Source organism: Clostridium beijerinckii (assembly GCF_008705175.1).
Taxonomy (GTDB): domain Bacteria; phylum Bacillota; class Clostridia; order Clostridiales; family Clostridiaceae; genus Clostridium; species Clostridium beijerinckii.
In genome coordinates this window covers 4,893,913-4,913,008 of record NZ_CP043998.1, presented here as the reverse complement: position 1 = coordinate 4,913,008, position 19,096 = coordinate 4,893,913, and the positions used below count along the sequence as shown (strand labels likewise).

19 protein-coding genes are annotated in these 19,096 nt (G+C 29.4%); all 19 read left to right on the top strand.

What is annotated here, in order from left to right; all coding sequences use genetic code 11:
* The first annotated feature begins 134 nt into the window (after positions 1-134).
* The 19 genes from F3K33_RS22080 to flgN all read left to right on the top strand — a co-directional run bounded on the left by F3K33_RS22080 (position 135) and on the right by flgN (position 18,954).
* Entirely contained in the window at positions 135-470 is a 336-nt protein-coding gene (locus F3K33_RS22080) for a DUF1292 domain-containing protein (RefSeq protein ID WP_012060474.1), read from the top strand.
* 383 nt (positions 471-853) lie between these two features.
* A complete protein-coding gene (locus tag F3K33_RS22075; protein ID WP_023973526.1) occupies positions 854-2,047 on the top strand; it encodes a pyridoxal phosphate-dependent aminotransferase in 1,194 nt (397 codons plus the stop codon).
* A 967-nt stretch (positions 2,048-3,014) separates the two neighbouring features.
* Positions 3,015-3,653 carry an HAD family hydrolase gene (locus F3K33_RS22070; protein ID WP_023973525.1) on the top strand — a complete coding sequence of 213 codons (639 nt, stop codon included), beginning with the start codon at positions 3,015-3,017 and terminating at the stop codon, positions 3,651-3,653.
* Between the two features lie 291 nt (positions 3,654-3,944).
* Positions 3,945-4,679, top strand: coding sequence for an aminotransferase class IV (locus F3K33_RS22065; RefSeq protein ID WP_039770180.1), 735 nt, complete (start codon positions 3,945-3,947; stop codon positions 4,677-4,679).
* A 117-nt stretch (positions 4,680-4,796) separates the two neighbouring features.
* Positions 4,797-6,746, top strand: coding sequence for a flagellar assembly protein A (locus F3K33_RS22060; RefSeq protein WP_039770182.1), 1,950 nt, complete (start codon positions 4,797-4,799; stop codon positions 6,744-6,746).
* A 14-nt stretch (positions 6,747-6,760) separates the two neighbouring features.
* A complete protein-coding gene (locus tag F3K33_RS22055) occupies positions 6,761-7,210 on the top strand; it encodes a chemotaxis protein CheW (RefSeq protein ID WP_017211291.1) in 450 nt (149 codons plus the stop codon).
* A gap of 9 nt (positions 7,211-7,219) precedes the next feature.
* Positions 7,220-7,708 (top strand): chemotaxis protein CheD, encoded by a 489-nt coding sequence (locus F3K33_RS22050; protein WP_017211292.1) that lies wholly within the window; start codon positions 7,220-7,222, stop codon positions 7,706-7,708.
* Positions 7,709-7,739: 31 nt separating this feature from the next.
* The gene (locus F3K33_RS22045; protein WP_039770184.1) at positions 7,740-8,846 is read left to right on the top strand and encodes a protein-glutamate methylesterase/protein-glutamine glutaminase; all 1,107 of its coding nucleotides are present in this window, start codon (positions 7,740-7,742) and stop codon (positions 8,844-8,846) included.
* 8 nt (positions 8,847-8,854) lie between these two features.
* The gene (locus tag F3K33_RS22040) at positions 8,855-9,622 is read left to right on the top strand and encodes a CheR family methyltransferase (RefSeq protein WP_023973520.1); all 768 of its coding nucleotides are present in this window, start codon (positions 8,855-8,857) and stop codon (positions 9,620-9,622) included.
* Positions 9,623-9,635: 13 nt separating this feature from the next.
* Complete coding sequence (locus F3K33_RS22035) at positions 9,636-11,699, top strand: chemotaxis protein CheA (RefSeq protein WP_031275604.1); 2,064 nt, start codon at positions 9,636-9,638, stop codon at positions 11,697-11,699.
* 194 nt (positions 11,700-11,893) lie between these two features.
* Positions 11,894-12,496 (top strand): chemotaxis protein CheC, encoded by a 603-nt coding sequence (locus F3K33_RS22030; RefSeq protein ID WP_012060463.1) that lies wholly within the window; start codon positions 11,894-11,896, stop codon positions 12,494-12,496.
* Between the two features lie 19 nt (positions 12,497-12,515).
* Positions 12,516-12,875, top strand: a complete 360-nt coding sequence (locus F3K33_RS22025; protein ID WP_017211295.1) for a response regulator — start codon at positions 12,516-12,518, stop codon at positions 12,873-12,875.
* Between the two features lie 130 nt (positions 12,876-13,005).
* The gene (locus tag F3K33_RS22020; RefSeq protein WP_017211296.1) at positions 13,006-13,407 is read left to right on the top strand and encodes a chemotaxis protein CheW; all 402 of its coding nucleotides are present in this window, start codon (positions 13,006-13,008) and stop codon (positions 13,405-13,407) included.
* 22 nt (positions 13,408-13,429) lie between these two features.
* Positions 13,430-14,428 carry a flagellar motor switch protein FliM gene (gene fliM / locus F3K33_RS22015; RefSeq protein ID WP_039770186.1) on the top strand — a complete coding sequence of 333 codons (999 nt, stop codon included), beginning with the start codon at positions 13,430-13,432 and terminating at the stop codon, positions 14,426-14,428.
* Entirely contained in the window at positions 14,412-15,614 is a 1,203-nt protein-coding gene (gene fliY, locus F3K33_RS22010) for a flagellar motor switch phosphatase FliY (RefSeq protein WP_174775799.1), read from the top strand. Before fliM ends, fliY begins: the two co-directional genes overlap by 17 nt.
* Before the next feature lie 878 nt (positions 15,615-16,492).
* Positions 16,493-16,837 (top strand): hypothetical protein, encoded by a 345-nt coding sequence (locus F3K33_RS22005; RefSeq protein WP_039770189.1) that lies wholly within the window; start codon positions 16,493-16,495, stop codon positions 16,835-16,837.
* Positions 16,838-17,278: 441 nt separating this feature from the next.
* Positions 17,279-18,091 (top strand): putative phage replisome organizer, encoded by an 813-nt coding sequence (locus tag F3K33_RS22000; protein ID WP_051144786.1) that lies wholly within the window; start codon positions 17,279-17,281, stop codon positions 18,089-18,091.
* Positions 18,092-18,265: 174 nt separating this feature from the next.
* Complete coding sequence (locus F3K33_RS21995; RefSeq protein ID WP_039770191.1) at positions 18,266-18,541, top strand: flagellar biosynthesis anti-sigma factor FlgM; 276 nt, start codon at positions 18,266-18,268, stop codon at positions 18,539-18,541.
* A 2-nt stretch (positions 18,542-18,543) separates the two neighbouring features.
* Entirely contained in the window at positions 18,544-18,954 is a 411-nt protein-coding gene (gene flgN / locus F3K33_RS21990) for a flagellar export chaperone FlgN (protein WP_039770192.1), read from the top strand.
* The last annotated feature ends 142 nt before the right edge of the window (positions 18,955-19,096 follow it).

Sequence of the window (19,096 nt, the reverse complement as noted above, 5' to 3'; positions counted from 1 at the left end):
TTGATGAATAAAATGTTCTAGAACATATGTAATTAGAATATTTATTAAAATTACTTTACAATTTTTTTATTTAAGGGTTTTAATTTTTATGATTTAAGGGTAAAATTAATTAAGAACCAAAAGGAGGTTGAAACATGGAAAAAGATTTAGAAAAATGTGGATGCAATAGTGAAGAAGGAAGTTGTGGATGCGGTGGACATCACCATGATGAAGATCATGAATGTGGATGTGGATGCAATGATGAAGAAAACTTCGTTATAGATTTAGAAGATGAAAATGGAAATGTAGTTACATGCCCTATAATCGACGAATTTGAATATGAAGGAAAAGCATATTATTTAGCTCAAAATCCAGAAGAAGATTCAGTTTATCTTTTCAGACTTGATGAAGATGAACTTGTTGTTCCGGATGAAGAAGAATTTGATAGAGTATCAGCTTATTATCAAAATGAGTTAGTAGGCGAAGAATAAGAAGTTAAAGACTTTAGTAATTTATTACTAAGGTCTTTTGTTTAATATGTCTTAGGGACATTCAAAAAAATAACAAGTGAATCTGCTAAGAAAAGTTCCTTATTGCAGCATAGCTGCTCTTTTCATAAGTGCCCATTTTCCATTATACTGCTTCAGTAGATTGTCCTAATAGGCCCACTATGAGACCAATCTGCTTCATTGTCTAATGAAAAATAATCATTGCATTTTGACTTGTTATTTTCCTTCATGTCCCTTAAATATTCCATATTGTTTACAATTCAATATATTAATGATATATTTTTATTATGCGACAAAAGTATATATAAATGAATTAGAACATTTTTTATAATTCATTTTAAGGTCAAAATTGGAGGGAAAAAGCAATGCAATTATCTAAAAAAGCGGGGAATATCACACCATCAATTACATTAGCAATCACAGCTAAAGCTAATGAACTAAAAAGTCAAGGGATTGATGTAGTAAGTTTTGGAGCAGGGGAACCAGACTTTAATACACCAGAAAACATAATTCAAGCAGCTATAAAAGCTATGAATGACGGGAAAACTAAGTATACTCCAGCAGGAGGTTTGTTAGAATTAAAAACTACTATATGCAGTAAGTTTAAAAATGATAATAACTTAGAATATAAGCCAAGTCAAATAATAATTTCTACAGGTGCAAAACAATGTCTTGCAAATGTATTTATGGCAACTTTGAATCCAGGAGATGAAGTATTAATTCCTGTACCATATTGGGTTAGTTATCCTGAATTAGTTAAGTTAGCTGATGGAGTTCCAGTGTTTGTTGAAACATTAAAAGAAAATAATTATAAATATACAGTTGCTGATCTAGAAAAAGCTTTAACTAGTAAAACTAAAGCGCTTTTATTAAATAGCCCTAATAATCCTACAGGAACAATTTATCACGAAGATGAATTGTTAGAAATTGCTAATTTTGCAAAAGAACATGATTTAATAATTATATCAGATGAAATTTATGAAAAACTAATATATGATGGAGAAAAGCATATAAGTATAGCAGCATTAAATGAGGATGCCTATGAAAGAACCATAGTAATAAACGGCGTTTCTAAGACATATGCAATGACAGGGTGGAGGCTAGGATATGCAGCTGCAAGTGAAAGCATAACTAAGCTTATGACAAGCATTCAAAGTCACATGACATCTAATGTGAATACAATAGCTCAATATGCTGCAATAGAGGCATTAAATGGTCCAGTAGAAGATTTAAACAATATGATTAAAGAATTTGAGAATAGAAGAAATTTCATGATATATAAATTAGAAAAGTTAAATGAAATATCAATTATAAAGCCTAATGGTGCATTTTATATAATGGTTAATATATCTTCGTACTTGAATACTACATTTAAGGATCAAACTATTAACAACTCTGTAGATTTTGCAAAGGTATTACTAGAAGAAGAGAAAGTTGCAGTAATACCAGGTTCTGGTTTTGGTTTAGATGATTATATAAGATTATCATATGCGACATCTATGGATATAATAGAAACTGGAATAGATAGAATTTCAACATTCTTAAGCAAAATTAAATAATGTATATAGATATCCAACTTTAAAACTAAATTTATTTGGCAACTTACCGAAATCGTAAATATTTTGATTCCGAAAAGCTATGAAAATATCGCTGAAGGTTCTAAGCAGCAGGTTGTATCTATTTTAGCATGCTCCAACTTTCAGTTTGACAAGCTAAAATAGAACAACCTACAGCTAAGAACTTTTAGCAGCTCATTTTCAAATGTTTTCTCCACAAATATATTTATGATTTCTAGTGAAGATATGAACTTAAAGTTTTAGTAACTTTGTAAATATGTTAATCTAATAAGTCGAGTTCTTAAATACTTTATTTATGTAGATAAAGTATTAAGAATTATATTTATAGTATGCAGTTTATGGCTTAGATTGATTAAATAAAAAGTTGGTATTAGTTATAAGTTTCAAGTGATAAGTTAATTAAGAAAAGCCATCGGCTTTTCTTAAAATAATATTTTTAGAAATTTCTAAAGGAAATTCCATCCTTAACTTGTCACTTATCTCTTGTTACTTGTCTATAATCAAGAGATTATCTTCAGCTTATGAAAAATATGATTTGTAAATTGTAAATCGTATTGTTGATTTATTTGTCTATAAATACTAAATATGAAGAAAGAATATTATAGTTAGAATTGATTTTTAATTTTTGTATATATGTTGCAAAGATAGTTCTTCATCATAATTCTAAAAATGTTGTGAGAATTTTAGCTGTAATTGTGCATTGTGAAATATACATTGTGAATTGCAACATATATATTTACGATTTTCTTGTAATAATTAAAGTTATTATTACTTAAAATAAAAGAGTGATAAAAAGAATACTGAAATTGAGTTAAAAAAAGCCCAAGGATTTTTAATCAAAATTAATCATTAATAATATTTAGCTCTAAATACTTAAGGATTTAAAGTAAAATTAAATGATATGCTTGAGTGTTAAGAATTAAATATTAAAAAGGTAGGTATTTGTGTTTTGAAGAAACTTGCTATATTTGACATAGATTATACCATCACTAAAAAAGAAACCTTAATGGAATTATTTAAGTATGTAATTAAAAAAGATAAAAAAAATCTTAGATTCTTACCAAGAGCTATATACTGTGGAATTATGTACGCAATTGGAATATATGATGAGAGAAAAGTAAAAGAGACATTTTTAAGGTTTATAGATGGAATAAAAGAAGAAGAGTTAGCTGAACTTGTTAAAGAGTTTTATGATGAAAGGCTAAAAAATATTTTATATGATGATGCGTTGAAAATGATTAAAAAACTTAAAAATGAGGGGTATGATATATACCTGATTTCAGCATCTCCTGAATTTTACGTTAATGAATTTTACAATATAAAAGAAGTTGACAAAGTAATAGGAACTAAATTTGGATTTGAAAATGGAACTTTCGTAAGAAAAATGGTAGGGAATAACTGCAAGGGAGAAGAGAAGGTTAGAAGATTGAAAGAAGTACTTAAAGATGAAAAAATTGAGGTGGATTTTAAGGAATCGTATATGTTTTCTGATTCCTTATCAGATAAACCATTATTGGATCTAGTAGGTAAGCCATATTTAATAAACTATAAAAAGAATCATGATATAGAGATACTAAGATGGAAATAAAATATAAATTAAGATATCAGTCTTATTAAGAAATAAAATTGATTTGATTACATAGTATAAGCTGTGTTAAAGAATTTACATTAGTATATGATTAAAGTTTAGGCTTATGCAATTAATAATATTAATTTAATATTACAGATTATATATATATAATATATACATTGCAAAAATGATTCTTTATCATGATTCTAAAAATATTGCAGGAATTTTAGCAATGATTCTGAATTGTGAAATGTGCATTGTGCATTGTGAATTGCAATATCTATATATAGTAGAAAGGGATGGCAAGGCATGGAAGATAAAATAATTTATGAAGTTTTAAGAGTAATAGATAGAAAGTCAATTTTTCTAGAAAGTCATTTAAAAAGAATGAAAAATTCTTTTAATTTAATAAATGAAGAATTTTTAGTAAGTTACGAAGAAATAAGTAAGGAAATTGAGGAACTAATAGAAAGTGAAAATAGATCTGAAGGAAATATAAAAATAACATTTGGAGTAAATGAAAAAAAGCTAAGAGTATTTTTTATTGAACACTCATATCCATCTGATGAAATGTATATGAATGGGGTTAACACTATACTTTATTTTGGAGAAAGAGAAAATCCTAATGCGAAAATAATAAATGATACCTTTAGAGAAAGAGTTAATAAAGAGATAAAGGATAATAATGCGTATGAAGCTATTTTAGTCGATTCAAATGGGCATGTAACAGAAGGCAGCAGATCAAATATTTTCATGGTTAAAGGAAATAAACTTCTTACATCACCTGTAAAAGCTGTACTACCGGGAGTAACTAGAGGAGAAATAATAGATATTGCAAATAAGGTTGGGGTTGAAGTCGAGGAAGTAGAATATAAATATTCTGATATAGATAAATTGGATGGAATGTTTATTTCGGGTACATCCCCTAAAATATTACCAATAAAAACACTAAATAGCATAAATTTTAATGCAGATAATAACTTGATTAGAAAATTGATGAAAGAATATGATGATGAGATAGAAAAATATATAAAAAATCATTAAAATTAAGTTAATTTGTATTTTCATGTAAAATAATATAGATTAATATAAATAATGGATATAAAATTAAAATAGGCTGTGGTATACTTAGATAAAGGAGTATTTTAGGGGGAGATATTTATGGACTTGAAGTTTTCTGGATCATCCTTAAATGAATGTCTTGAAAAAGCATCTTCTGAATTAAATCTTTCGAAAGAAGTTTTAAAATATAGAATAATTAAGGAAGAAAAGAAGTTTTTTAGAAAGAAAGTAGAGATAGAAATAATAGAAGTTGACGAAAATAAGAGCAGCATTGAAGAAAAGGAAATAATTGAAGAATTACCAGAAACTAAAGAAGAATTTGGAGCTAAGATTGAGAATGGGAAAATAATAATAACAGAATATGATAATAAAGATGAAATTATTACTATAAAAACTTGTCCGGGTGTAATTTTAATTATTAATGGGCAAAAATGTGATGGAATAACGCCTGTAACATCACGAGATAAAATTGAATATAAATTTGAAGAGAACGAGCCTACAAGAAACATAAATATATCAATTACAGATGATAAAATGGAGGCATATGTTGATATAAAATCAACCCCAGCTCATATATATGAATTAGTTAACCAAGAATATCAAAAAAATTTAACAATCAAAAAGAAGAATGTTGATGATAAATATCCACCAAAATATACAGTAAAAGAATTAAAAGAGTTGCTAAAGAGTAATGGTATTAAATATGGAATTATTGAAAAAGAATTAGAAAGTATATGCAATGAACATAATATAGAAAAAAAGTTAGTTGCAAAAGGAGTGCCTGCTGTAGATGACATTCCAGATGAGATTCAAGTTCTATTTCACGATTCAGAAGAATTAATTCATTACAAAGACTCAGAAGAAAAAGTTGATTATAGAAATAGATTTCTAATTGCAAATGTTAAAGTTGGAGACGTTATAGGCGAAATAATACCTGGAAAATCGGGAAATGATGGACAAGATATATATGGTGTTCCTGTTAAAAGAAAGACTTTTAAAAAGACGGGAGTAAGACTTGGAGAGGGATGTAAACTTGAAAACAATAGTATTATAGCAACGTCTGAGGGTAAGCCAGCTTATAAAGCAAATACATTTGTAGTAAATAAATTATACAAGGTAGATCAAGTAGATTTAAAAAGCGGAAACATAGATTTTGTTGGCAATGTTGAAGTTGTTGGTAATATTTTAGAAGGAATGGAAGTTAAAGCAGGGAATGAGCTTCATGTTGGCAAAAATGTAGAATCTGCAATGATCAGGTCTTCAGGAGAAATTTTTATAGGCGGAAATATATTGAATTCAACAGTGACAGCTGGATGTGAGAATGTTGAGAAAAAGCAGTATTTAGAAAGTTTGAAGAGTCTGGCTCATATTATTGATGATTTAGTTGATTCAACAGTGCAAGTAAAAGAACATAACTTACTAGGTTCAAAAAAAGATGGAGAAATAATTAAAATATTAATAGAGAATAAGTTGAAATCATTACCTAAAATATGTAGAAATATTTTGAATTATAATATGTCTGAAGGAATTCAGCATAGTGACGTTACAACATTTATAATAAATAAGCTATTGGGCTTGGGCCCACTTAAAATAAATAATATTAATGAATTTGATATTTTTAAGGAATTGTTAGATGAAGAAATTTGCGAAATGGAAGATTTGATGGTAATTCCTACAAACGTGCATTTAGCGTATGCTCAAGGGTCTACCATAGAAGCATCAGGGAGTGTTTTTGTTACAGGTAAAGGACAGTATACCTGTAACATAATAGCATTGGAAAATATAGAGTTTACCAGTGAAAAAGCTGTTTGTAGAGGTGGCACACTTTCAGCAGGATCTGAAATAAAGTTAAAGACAGTGGGAAGTGCAGCTGGAGTTAGTACTGTTTTAAAAGTCTCTAAAAAAGGAAGAATTACAGCTGATATAGCTTATAACAATACTATTTTCTGCTTTGGAGAAAAACAAATTATGTTAGAGGTTTCTTCTAAAAATGTAGAGGCATATATAGATAAAACTGGAGAAATAACAATTGATAAATTTATACTATAGGAGGGTTCAAAGTAATGTCAAGTAATGAAGTGAAAATTTTAATATTTGGATTAAATGGAGAACATTACGCAACAGATATAAAAGAAGTTGAGAGGATTTTAGGATATGAAGAACCAACAATTCTTCCTGATTCGCCTAGTTTTGTAAAGGGAGTAATAAATTATGAACAAAGTATACTTCCAATAATTAGCTTATCCAAAAAGTTTAATTTTGGAGAAGATGAAGAAAATGAAAATAGAAAAATAATAGTTGTAAAAAGAGATGAAAATAAATTCGGAATTATTGTAGAAAATGTTTACGAAGTGCGAGATGTTAGTAGTGATTTGATGGAAGAAGCACCTCCTATAACAGCAACAATAGACAAAAGATATATAGCAGGTTTGATAAAATTAAAAGATAATATTGTTATTTTATTAGACTTAGAAAAGATACTGTCTTCAGAGGATGAAGAAAAAATCTTTTAGGGGGTAAAGATGGTAAGTGCAGAAGTAAAAGTTGGAATAGCTGATCTAAATTTAGTACTCGACCCAGGAACAATAATGACAATAGGACTCGGATCATGTATAGGAATCGCCTTATATGATAGAACAGTTAAGGTGGCAGGATTAGCACATATAATGCTTCCTGATAGTACACAATTTAAAAGTAGTACAAACCCCATGAAATTTGCAGATTTAGCTATTCCACTATTAATTGATAAAATGGAAAAGCAAGGGTGTAAAAAGAGAAATCTCGTGGCTAAAATAGCTGGCGGAGCTTCAATGTTTAATTTTTCTGATAAGAGCATAATAAGCGATATTGGAAAAAGGAATAGTGATGCAGTGAAGAAAAGTTTAAAAGAAGAATCTATACCTATAATTGCTGAGGAGATAGGTGGAAATAAAGGTAGAACTATGATCCTTTATGCAAGCGATGGAAAGGTAATACTTAAAGTTGTAGGGCTTGGAATTGTAGAATTGTAGAATTGTAGAATAAAGAGAGAGGTGTGATTAGGTGGGTAAGATAAAGATTATTGTTGTTGATGATTCGGCTTTTATGAGGAAGGCGATATCAGATATGATAGAATCAGAAAGTAATTTTGAAGTTATAGCTAAATTTAGAGATGGAAGAGAATTGGTTGAGAAGGTAGAGAAGTACAATCCGGACCTTATCACATTAGATGTACATATGAGGGATTTAGACGGACTTGCAACTCTTAAAGAATTAAAAAGACTTGGGAAAAGTTATCCTGTAATAATGCTTAGTAGTTCAACGACAGAAGGATCGGAACTAACTTTAGAATGTTTGGATAATGGAGCTATTAGCTTTATAACTAAGCCATCAGGAAGTATTTCGCTAGATATAGCAAAAGTTAAAAATAACTTAATAGAACAAATAAAAAGTATAACTAGCAATGTTAATTCTAGAAAGAAGTTAACAAGTTTAGAAACTAATAAAAATAACCCAATAACTAATAATGAGATTGGGTTAAATAATCCTAATATAATAAAAGAAAAAACTATACATAGGGTGAATAGTATACCTAAAAATAAAAAGATAGATGCAGTTGTAATTGGGGCATCTACTGGAGGTCCTAAGGCTCTTCAGGAGGTATTAACCCAATTACCTAAAAATTTAGGTGTACCAGTTTTTGTGGTTCAGCACATGCCAGAAGGCTTTACAAAAGTATTTTCTGAAAGACTAGATAAAGCTTGCAATATGAAAGTGGTTGAGGCAGCAGAAGGTATGAGGATTAGTAATGATACAATATATATTGCTAAGGGTGGTCAACATATGACTGTAGGATCAAATAATTTAATTCACTTAAATGAAGAGCCACCTATATGGGGAGTAAGACCAGCAGTTGACAAGTTATTTAATTCTGCTATAAAAGTGTACAGAGGAAATTTAATATCTGTAATTCTTACAGGAATGGGCAGAGATGGTGCTGATGGAACTGCAAACATAAAAGATAATGGTGGTATAACAATTTCAGAGGATAAATCTACATGTACAATTTATGGTATGCCAAAGGCTGCGTTTGAAACTGGAAAAGTAGATTTAGTGGCTCCGCTTAATGAAATAGCTGAAAATATAGTAAAAATAATTAAACAGTTATAGGAGGAAATATGGATTTTAATGAATTTCACAAATGGGTTCATAAAGAGTTGGGTATAAATTTATCAGCATATAAGCCAGAACAGCTAAATAGAAGAATAAACAGCTTAATGACAAGAGTTGGTATAAAAACATTAGATGAATATTCCAAGTCTATAAAAAGTAATCCAGAGCAAAGACAAAAGTTTTTAGATTTCATAACAATAAACGTAACAGAATTTTTTAGAAATCCAGAATTATTTACTGATTTAGAAAAACAAATTGCAAAGGAGTTACTACCAAATAATTCAAGTCTAAAAATTTGGAGTGCAGCTTGTTCAATAGGCTGTGAACCATACTCATTAGGAATAATATTGGATAAGTTAGCACCAAATGGAAGACATAATATAATAGCTACAGATATAGATGATACTATACTTTCTAGAGCAAAGCTTGGAGAATATACTCAAAATGAAATGAAAGGTGTAAATAATACAGATTTAAGTAAATATTTTAAAGTAAGGGACGATAAATACTATGTAGAGTCTAAAATTAAGAATATGGTAACTTTTAAGAAACATGATTTGATTTTAGATCGATATGATACTGGCTTTGATTTAATTGTTTGTAGAAATGTAGTTATTTATTTTAATAATGATGTTAAACAGGAAATTTATAAAAAATTCAGTAACTCATTAAAAAAGGGTGGGCTTTTATTTGTAGGAGCTACAGAGAGCATTTATAATTATAGAGACTATGGATTTGAAAAAGCATCAACCTTTATTTATAAAAAGATATAGAGGAGGAGTAAGGATGGATACATCTCAATATATGTCAATGTTTTTAGAGGAGTCATTAGAAAATTTACAAACATTGAATGAATCACTATTAGATTTAGAACAAAATCCAGATGATACAGATAAGGTTAATGAAATATTTAGAGTTGCTCACACAATTAAGGGAATGGCAGCGACTATGGGATTTACTGATTTAGCAGAACTTACCCATAAGATGGAAGATGTATTAGCTGAATTCAGAGAAGGAAAACTAAAAGTAACTCAGGATGTAGTGACAGTATTGTTTGATTGTCTTGATACATTAGAAAAGATGGTTGACAACGTTCAAGAAGGTTCTGAGGAAAAAATAGATATAGATGGAATAATGAAAGCTTTAGCTGATATAAAAGAAAATGGAAACAAGAGTAACGTACAAGAAGAAACACAAGCTAGTGAAATTAAGTCAGAAGATGAAAATAAAATGATATCAGGTGATGAATTTGATTTAGATTTAAATCAATATGACACATCTGTTATTAGACAAGCTAGAGAAAAAGGATTTAACTCCATTGAATTAAAAGTAACATTAAGTGAAAACACTTTATTAAAATCAGCAAGAGCATTTCTAATAGTTAAAGATCTTGAAGATCACGGAGAAATATTAAAATCAGACCCATCAACTCAAGAAATTGAAAATGAAGAGTTTGATTTTGAATTGAAATTTATCTTAGTAACTAAAAATACTGTAGATGAAATATTAACTGTTGTAAATGGAATTTCAGAAGTTGCAAAAGTTGAAGCTTCTTTAATAGAATTAGAAAGTTTAGATATAGCTCCAAAGGAAGCAGAAGTAAAAGAAGTGCCACAGTTACCAGTTATAGAAAAAGCTCTAGAAGAAAAGCCAGCTGAAGCAAAAGTTGAGACAAAGCAACCAGTTGCTAAAAAGCCTACTCAAAAGAAAGAAGTTAAGAAAGCACATCAATCAGTAAGAGTTGATTTAGAGAGAATAGATAATTTAATGAATATGGTTTCTGAGCTTGTAATTTATAGAACTCGATTAGAACAAATTGTAAATGTTCATAAATCGCAAGAGTTAAATGAAACATTGGAACAAGTAGGAAGAACAACATCTGATCTTCAAGATTTGGTTATGAAGATTAGAATGCTTCCACTAGATACAGTATTCAATAGATTCCCAAGAATGATAAGGGATATATCAGTAGAATTAAATAAGGAAATTAACTTTGTTATAGAAGGTGCTGATACTGAACTTGATAGAACTGTTATTGATGAAATAGGTGAACCATTAATACATTTATTAAGAAATGCAGCGGATCATGGTATAGAATCTGCTGAAAAGAGAATTGCACAAGGTAAGCCTCCAGTTGGAACTGTTAAGCTTGTTGCATACCAAGAAGGAACAAAAGCATTAATAAAGGTATCAGATGATGGTGCAGGAATAAATCTTGAAAGAGTAAAAGCTAAAGCAGAGCAAAAGGGAATAAACACAGAAGGATTATCAGATAGTGATATTAAGAACTTGATTTTTGCTCAAGGATTTAGTACTAATGAAGTTGTAACAGATATCTCAGGAAGAGGAGTTGGAATGGATGTTGTTAAAACAAAAATTGCAGCACTCGGTGGTACTGTAGATCTACTAAGTGAAGAAGGTAAAGGTTCAACTTTTGTAATTAAGCTTCCACTTACATTACAAATAATACAAGCTTTACTTGTAAAGGTAGGAGAGGAAACATTAGCAATATCATTAGGATTTATTGATAGAGTAATTGACTATAAAGAGGAAAATATAAAGAAAAGTAATGGAAAAGAAGTTATTATTTATAGAGAAAATGTAATTCCATTAGTAAGATTAAATGAAACTTTAGATATAGAGGCTAGTAATACTGATAAGAAATTTGTTATAATAGTTAATGTAGGTGATAAAACTATAGGTTTATTAGTCGATTCATTACTTGGACAACAAGAAATAGTTATAAAACCACTCGGAAAAACATTAAAGAATTTAGATCAGTATATTGGTGCGACTATACTTGGTAATGGTTTAGTAACGCTGATACTAGATGTAGGGGCATTATTATAAAGTGAAATTTTTAAGTAAGATTTTTAAATCTAATTAAAATTAGTTTGACTTATAATTCCATAAAAATGAGCAAAAGGCTAAAGGTTTGGAGTGGACAAGATATGTTATTATTGTTATGTTATAAAGGCAATAATAATATATAAATGTGAGATGATTGGCCCTTTAGGGTGAAAAATTTTAAAGGAGGGTTATAAGTGGAGTATTCTAATTTAAGCACTTTGCAATTAGATGCACTTAAAGAAGTTTCTAACATAGGTGCAGGTAATGCAGCAACTGCTCTTTCTATGATGATGGGAAAAAAAGTAGATATGACAGTACCAGCAGTAAATGTAGTAAAACTAGAAGAAGTATTTCAAGAAAGTGGAGAATGTGCTGTAGCTGGAACAGTTGTAAGAGTGCTAGGCGATATTTCGGGAAATATGCTTTTAGTATTCGAACAGGAAACAGCTGAAAATGTAATAAAAAAATTAGTTGGAAGCAAGCAGTCTCCAGAAAGTGAAATGGGAAGTTCTGTATTATGCGAGATAGCAAATATAATATCAGCATCATATATGAATGCTATTGCACAGTTAACTAATCTTGTTATGGCACCATCAGTGCCTGCAACTTCATTTGATATGTTAGGTGCAATACTCACAACTACATTTATTGAGTCCAATCAATATGATGAATATATACTAGATATTGAAACTGTATTCTTAGACAGTGATACAGAAGAGAATATAGGTGGACATTTTTATTATATCCCTATGCCGGGTTCGTTAGAGAAAATATTGAAATCTATAGGAATAAATTAAATTTTGGAGGTAAAATTGTATGGCTAGAGTTTTAATTGTGGATGATGCAGCGTTCATGAGAATGATGATAAAGGATATCTTAGAAAAGAATGATTTTGAAATAGTAGGTGAAGCAAATAACGGAATAGTTGCAGTAGACCTTTATAAAAAAGAAAAACCAGACGTAGTAACAATGGATATAACTATGCCAGATATGGATGGAATTGAAGCAGTTAAACAAATAAAAGCATTCGATCCAGATGCTAAAGTAATCATGTGTTCAGCAATGGGACAACAATCAATGGTTATGGATGCAATAAGAGCTGGAGCAAAAGACTTTATAGTAAAACCATTCCAAGCGGATAGAGTTTTAGAAGCTATAAAGAAAGTTGTAGGTTAATATAAAAGCAATAATACAAGAAATGAATTATAACAGGCTATAAATAAATCTTTGCAAATTTTAAAGAAATTTTAATTTAAGTGTCAATTATTAATGGTTGATTGTATATTATTGTAGAGGAGGAGTATGAATGCAAATAGTAGTATTCAAACTAGGAGAAGAACATTTTGCAGTAGAAACAGATAGAGTCCAAAGTATCAATGATACTATGGGGATTACAAAAGTTCCTAAGGCTCCGAGTTATATTAAAGGATTAATAAATTTACGTGGGAGCATTAAATCTCTTGTTGACATAAATTTATTACTTGATGTAACTCCTGGGAAAGAACAAAATAATATAATTATTTTAACAGTAGAAGATGAAGAAATTGGAATATCAGTAGATGAGGTTGAAGAAGTTTTAGATATAGATGAGAAAAATATACAAAAAATAGAAAAAGATGCAGGTAAAGCACAGCCTTATATTAAAGGTATATTAAATTATGATGAAAAACTTCTTACAATAATAGATATCGACAAATTATTAAATTAGTTTATTGAAATGAGGGAAAAGTATGGCAGATGTCTTATCGCAAAGTGAAATAGATGCCTTATTATCTGCCTTATCTACAGGTGAAATAGAGTCAGAAGATGTTGGTAAAGATGAAGAAAAACATAAAGTTAAGCTTTATGATTTTAGGAGTCCTCAAAAATTTTCAAAAGAGCATATAAGGACACTTGAATTAGTTCATGATAATTATGCGAGAATTATTTCCAACTACTTAACAGGTCAAACTAGGCAAAATGTTAAGGTGAAGATAGAATCTGTAGAGCAGATAACATATGAGGAATTTATTCACTCTGTGCAAAACCCTACCATTATTACAATATTTAAAATGGCTCCATTATCAGGGACAATAATATTCGAAACTAATCCTCAATTTTCTCTTCAAGTAATAGATGTTTTACTTGGGGGGAAGGGAAATAGAAAAGCTGAAACAAAAGAATTTACAGATATAGACAAGAATATAATGCGACAAGTAACTACCGGAATGATAAGCAATTTAAAGTTAGCATGGGATTCGGTAATAGAAGTTGAGCCAGAAGTAGAAGCAATTGAAACTAATCCGGCAATCAATCAAACACTAGCACCTAATGATCCTGTGGCATTAATAACATTTTCAGTAGAAATGAATAAGAGAAGCACATTTATTAATATGTGTCTTCCTTATTTAAGCGTAGAGAAAATACTAGATAAATTAGTAGTACAATATGCATTTAAGAATGATAATGAGGCTTCGATGGCTGAATCGAGAGAAAAAATAGAAAAAGGAATCAATAAGGTTGATGTTGAAATTATAGCGGAACTTGGAACTGCTAATATAACAGTAGATGATTTCTTGAAACTAACAGTAGGTGATGTAATTAAACTTGATAATAAAAGTTCATCACCAATAAAAGTATATGTAGGTAATGAAGAATGTTATTATGCTAAGCCGGGTGTAGTAGGAAAAAATGCAGGTGTTATGATTTTAGATATAACGGATAAGGAAGTGAATGGGTATGGGCAATAACTTTTTATCGCAAGAAGAAATAAATGCGTTATTAGCAGGTGAAGATTTAGCTTCTACTGAAGCTGAAAGTGCAGATGCGTCAGCTGATGATAATAAAATAGATACTGGAGTTATAACTGATATTGATAAGGATCTGCTTGGAGAGATCGGGAATATTTCTATGGGATCAGCTTCAACTGCCTTATATCAGCTTATAAATCAACAAGTTAACATAACTACTCCAGTAGTTAGTGTGACTACTTTGAAGGAAATAAAAGAAGGCTTTGAAACACCGAATATTGTATTAGATATTGAATATGTAGCGGGAATAATAGGAAGAAATATTTTAATCATAAAGACATTAGATGGATTGGTTATATCTAACCTTATGATGGGCGGAGATGGAAATGTAACTGAGACTCATGAGTTATCTGAAATAGAGATTAGTGCAGTTTCAGAAGCTATGAATCAAATGATAGGATCTGCGGCTACATCTATGGCTACTATGTTTGGAAGAAAAGTAGATATATCACCACCATCAGCTAAGGTTGTGGTTGATGGATCTATACCAATCTCTGATGCAATACCAGAAGATCAACCAATAGTAAGAGTATCGTTTAGAATGACTATTGGAGATATTGTAGATAGTAATATAATGCAAATATTTCCAATAGAGACAGCTAAAAATATTGTTGCGATAATGACTGGAGAAGATAAGGCAAAAGAAGTGGCAGCATCAGAACCAGCAAAAGACAATAAAAAAGATACAATTGTAAATAAAGAAATATACGAACAGCCAGCGCCTGTTCAACAGCAGCCACAACAACAATATCAACCAGAACCTCAATATCAACAACCACAATATGAGCAGCCAAGAATGCAGCAGCCGGTAGAAGTTCATGCGGCAACGTTTGAACCATTAGTACCGCAAAATAGCGTTCCGCCAATAAAGAATATTGACTTGATATTAGATGTTCCTTTAGATATATCCGTAGTTCTAGGAAGAACAAAGAAAAGTATACAGGATATTTTAAATTTAGGAACAGGTTCCTTAATAGAGTTAGATAAACTTGCAGAAGAACCAGTTGAAATATTAGTTAATGGAAAACAAATAGCTTTAGGTGAAGTTGTTGTAGTTGATGAAAACTTTGGAATAAGAATAACAAATATAGTAAGCAGTGTTGAAAGAATAAAGAGACTAAAATAAAAACTCCCGAGAGGGAGTTTTTATTTTTGGATATAGATAAACCAACTAAGACCTAAAATTATGCATATAGCTCGCCGAAATGAATAACATACTTTTGTTCCAGTTTCTAGGTAATTGTGATGGGTGATTCTAAGGCTATAAAGTTGCACCCAAAGTGCTAGCCTCAAAGAACAAGCGCTCACAGAGAAAGTTCGAAGAACGAAATATAAAATTTCGATTCTCAATTTTTGAACGAGCACATTTGGAACAGTTCAAAGGAAACTCGACTCACTTCGTTCACTGAGTAATTTCAATTGACCAAATCATAGATTTGGAATTTCAATTAAGAATCACATCCATCATAATTACCAATGAAACATTCCACAAAAGTATATTACTCATTTCTGATTGGAAAATATTTAATAGTTTAAGTATAGTTTATGATTGTTTTATCTATACTTTGAAAATTAAACATATGCGGAAAAAACGAAATTAGATACAAATCTGTTTCGGTGGACTAATGAAATTTTCGATGGATAGTTTTAAGTGGAAGGTTGAACCCATTTCTGCATGCTCCAAAAACAAGTTTAGGACAAGCAAAAAATGGAACAACCTTCAACTAATAACTATCATAACTCAATTTCGAATGCCGCTTTCACAAACATGTATCTAATTTCTAGTATAATTCACAAAAATTAAAGTATAAGTATATCGTTTGGTTTGAATATCCATATGTTGCAATTCACAATTACGACTAAAATTTTTTTAATATTTTTGAATTATGATGAAAGATTATTTTTGGACTTTTTGCAATATGTATACATTAAAAATAATAGTAGAACTAATATAAAATTATGATATAATTAATTTACTTACTAATAAATATGTGAGGTGAGAAAGTGGAAGATAAAGTTTTAGATATCCTTGAAAGGCTTGAACTAAGATTTACATCAATGGAAAATAAAATTGGTGGAATAGAAGCTAAAATTAGCGGAATAGAAACTAGAATTATTGGGATAGAAACTAAAATTAGTGGAATCGAAGAAGATGTTAAAGTACTTAAACAAGATGTTAGAGAGCTTAAAGAAGGTCAAGAGAGAATTGAGAAGAAATTGGAATCAACACATGAACAAGTGGAGAGAACTGCGGAAGATATAACAAGCATAAAGCATGATCTTAATAGTGTTGAAATGATAACATCTAAAAATTGGTATGATATAGCTAAAATAAAAGCAATTAAATAATAATGTGATTTGAAAAGTTTGATATTCGCTTAGTGTTATATAGCGCTGAGCTTTTTTTGCGTCTAAATAATTACGCATAACTTAGTTATAAAAATATAATTTAATAAAAAATTTTGTTAGAACCCTTTATATATTTCTTTTTTTGCGTATATATTAATTGGAGGGATAAATATACACTTATAAAAAGAGCAGCTATGCACTACTGAAAAGAGCAGCTATGCTGCAATACGGAACATTTCTGCAATACGGAACTTTTTTGAGTGTAAGAGCACTTTTGTAAATTTGATTTGTTAACATATAAATATGCCCCGATAAAAAGAGCAGCTATGCACTACTGAAAAGAGCAGCTATGCTGCAATACAGAACATTTCTACAATGCGGAACTTTTTAAGTGTAAGAAACTTTTGTGAATTAAATTATTAATATATGTGAAAGGGATTGATGAATATGAAAGAGAGAAGATATGTGAGATTTAGAGTTGATATGTATGAGGATACAAAATTTAAAATAATAGATAGGATGACTAATAGAGATCTTATTCACTATGTTTGGAACAGGGTAGTTGTTCTAGCTGGAAAGGTAAATCAAGAGGGAGAGCTATATATGTCAAGAAATATTCCATACACAGTAGAGACTTTATCAATAGAATTTAATAGAGATATCAGTGAAGTAAAATCTGCATTAGATGTTCTAATAAATTTAGAAATGATTGAAATCGTAGATAATAATATATACAAGGTGAAAAACTTTGTAAAGCATCAAAATATTAAAGTTAAAGAAAAAAATGAAATTGTGAAAAAAGAAAATGAGGTAAAAATTGCAGATGATATTTACATTGATAAAAATGAGAGCATAGAAGTAAGTCCGAAAAATGTGATTCCTATAAAAGAAAAAGAGGAAGTAGATACTAAAGAAAATAAGGACAATGAAATAGCGATTTTAAAAGTAGATGATCAGAAATCAAATAGTGAAAATGAAAGTGATGATAATAGTAATGTGATTGAAGCAAAGAAGGAGGAGAGTGATCAACATAATAATTCTACTGTAATTTTTGAGGTTAAGAAAAATTCAAGTAAGAAGAAGAAAAGAGTAAACAAAAAGAAAAACGAGAGCGATATAGAATCTTATGATGAAGATGTTTCTGATAATATTACAGATAGAGGAAATAAAGATAATGATATCTTTTGGTTTAGTGAAGGCGAAATCATATTGGGGGAAGGAGAACGTACGATAGCAGAGTGGTCTTTTGATTAATAATAACATATATTATGAATATTTTCTTAAAATAGTTGCATAAATTATTTTTTATTGACTTTTCTATAAACTTATAAAAGAAAAGTACGATAAGTATATTAATGAAGTAGTAAGGCGCAATTAAATAACAAGTGTTATTTTCTTTCAGGAGCCTAAGAAATGGAGAAATGTATTATGAGTATTGATAGAATAAGTAGATCGACATATATAAATGCATATAACTCAAATAGCAGTAAAGCTGTCGAAAAGACAAAGAAAACTAATGATGTAGATAGAATTGAAATTTCAGAACTTGGAAAAAGTCTTAAAGGTTACTCATTAGATAGTAATATACAAAGTGCAAAAAAAATAGCAGATATTAAAAATAAAATAGATAGTGGAACATACAGCGTTGATGCAAGATTAACTGCAAAAAGTATGTTAGATGCAATGAAGGAGAGTAAGGCATAAGTATGATAAATGAACTTATTAAATTAATACAAAGCCAAGAGGAAGAGTTACAAAGACTTTTAGAATTGTTAGAAACTCAATATAAAATGATAATGAGTAAAGATGTATTTGGTTTAGAGGGATTAGTTGATAAGATTAATGAATCTGGTAAGAAAATAGCTAAACAGGAAATTGAGAGAAGAAATATACTTGGTGATAAGGGAATAACTGAAGTTGTAAGGAATTCAAATAGTAAAGAGTTAAAAGAAGAATATAATAAGATAAAAATGCTATTGAATTCAGTTATTTCTCAAAAAGAAACAAATGATATATTATTAAAACAACAAATAATATTTAATAACAAAATGCTAGAAATAATAAATCCAAGAAGGGAAATAAAGACATATAATTCATATGGAAATTTATCTAGATAAATCTTTATATGAACTTTTGTATATTTTAATAAATGTTGTCAATTCAACGATTACAAATTTTAAAATAGATTATTTCTATATTAATGAATTTATGATTGAAAAATAATAAGGAAGTTATAATATACTACATGGAAGTTGGAAT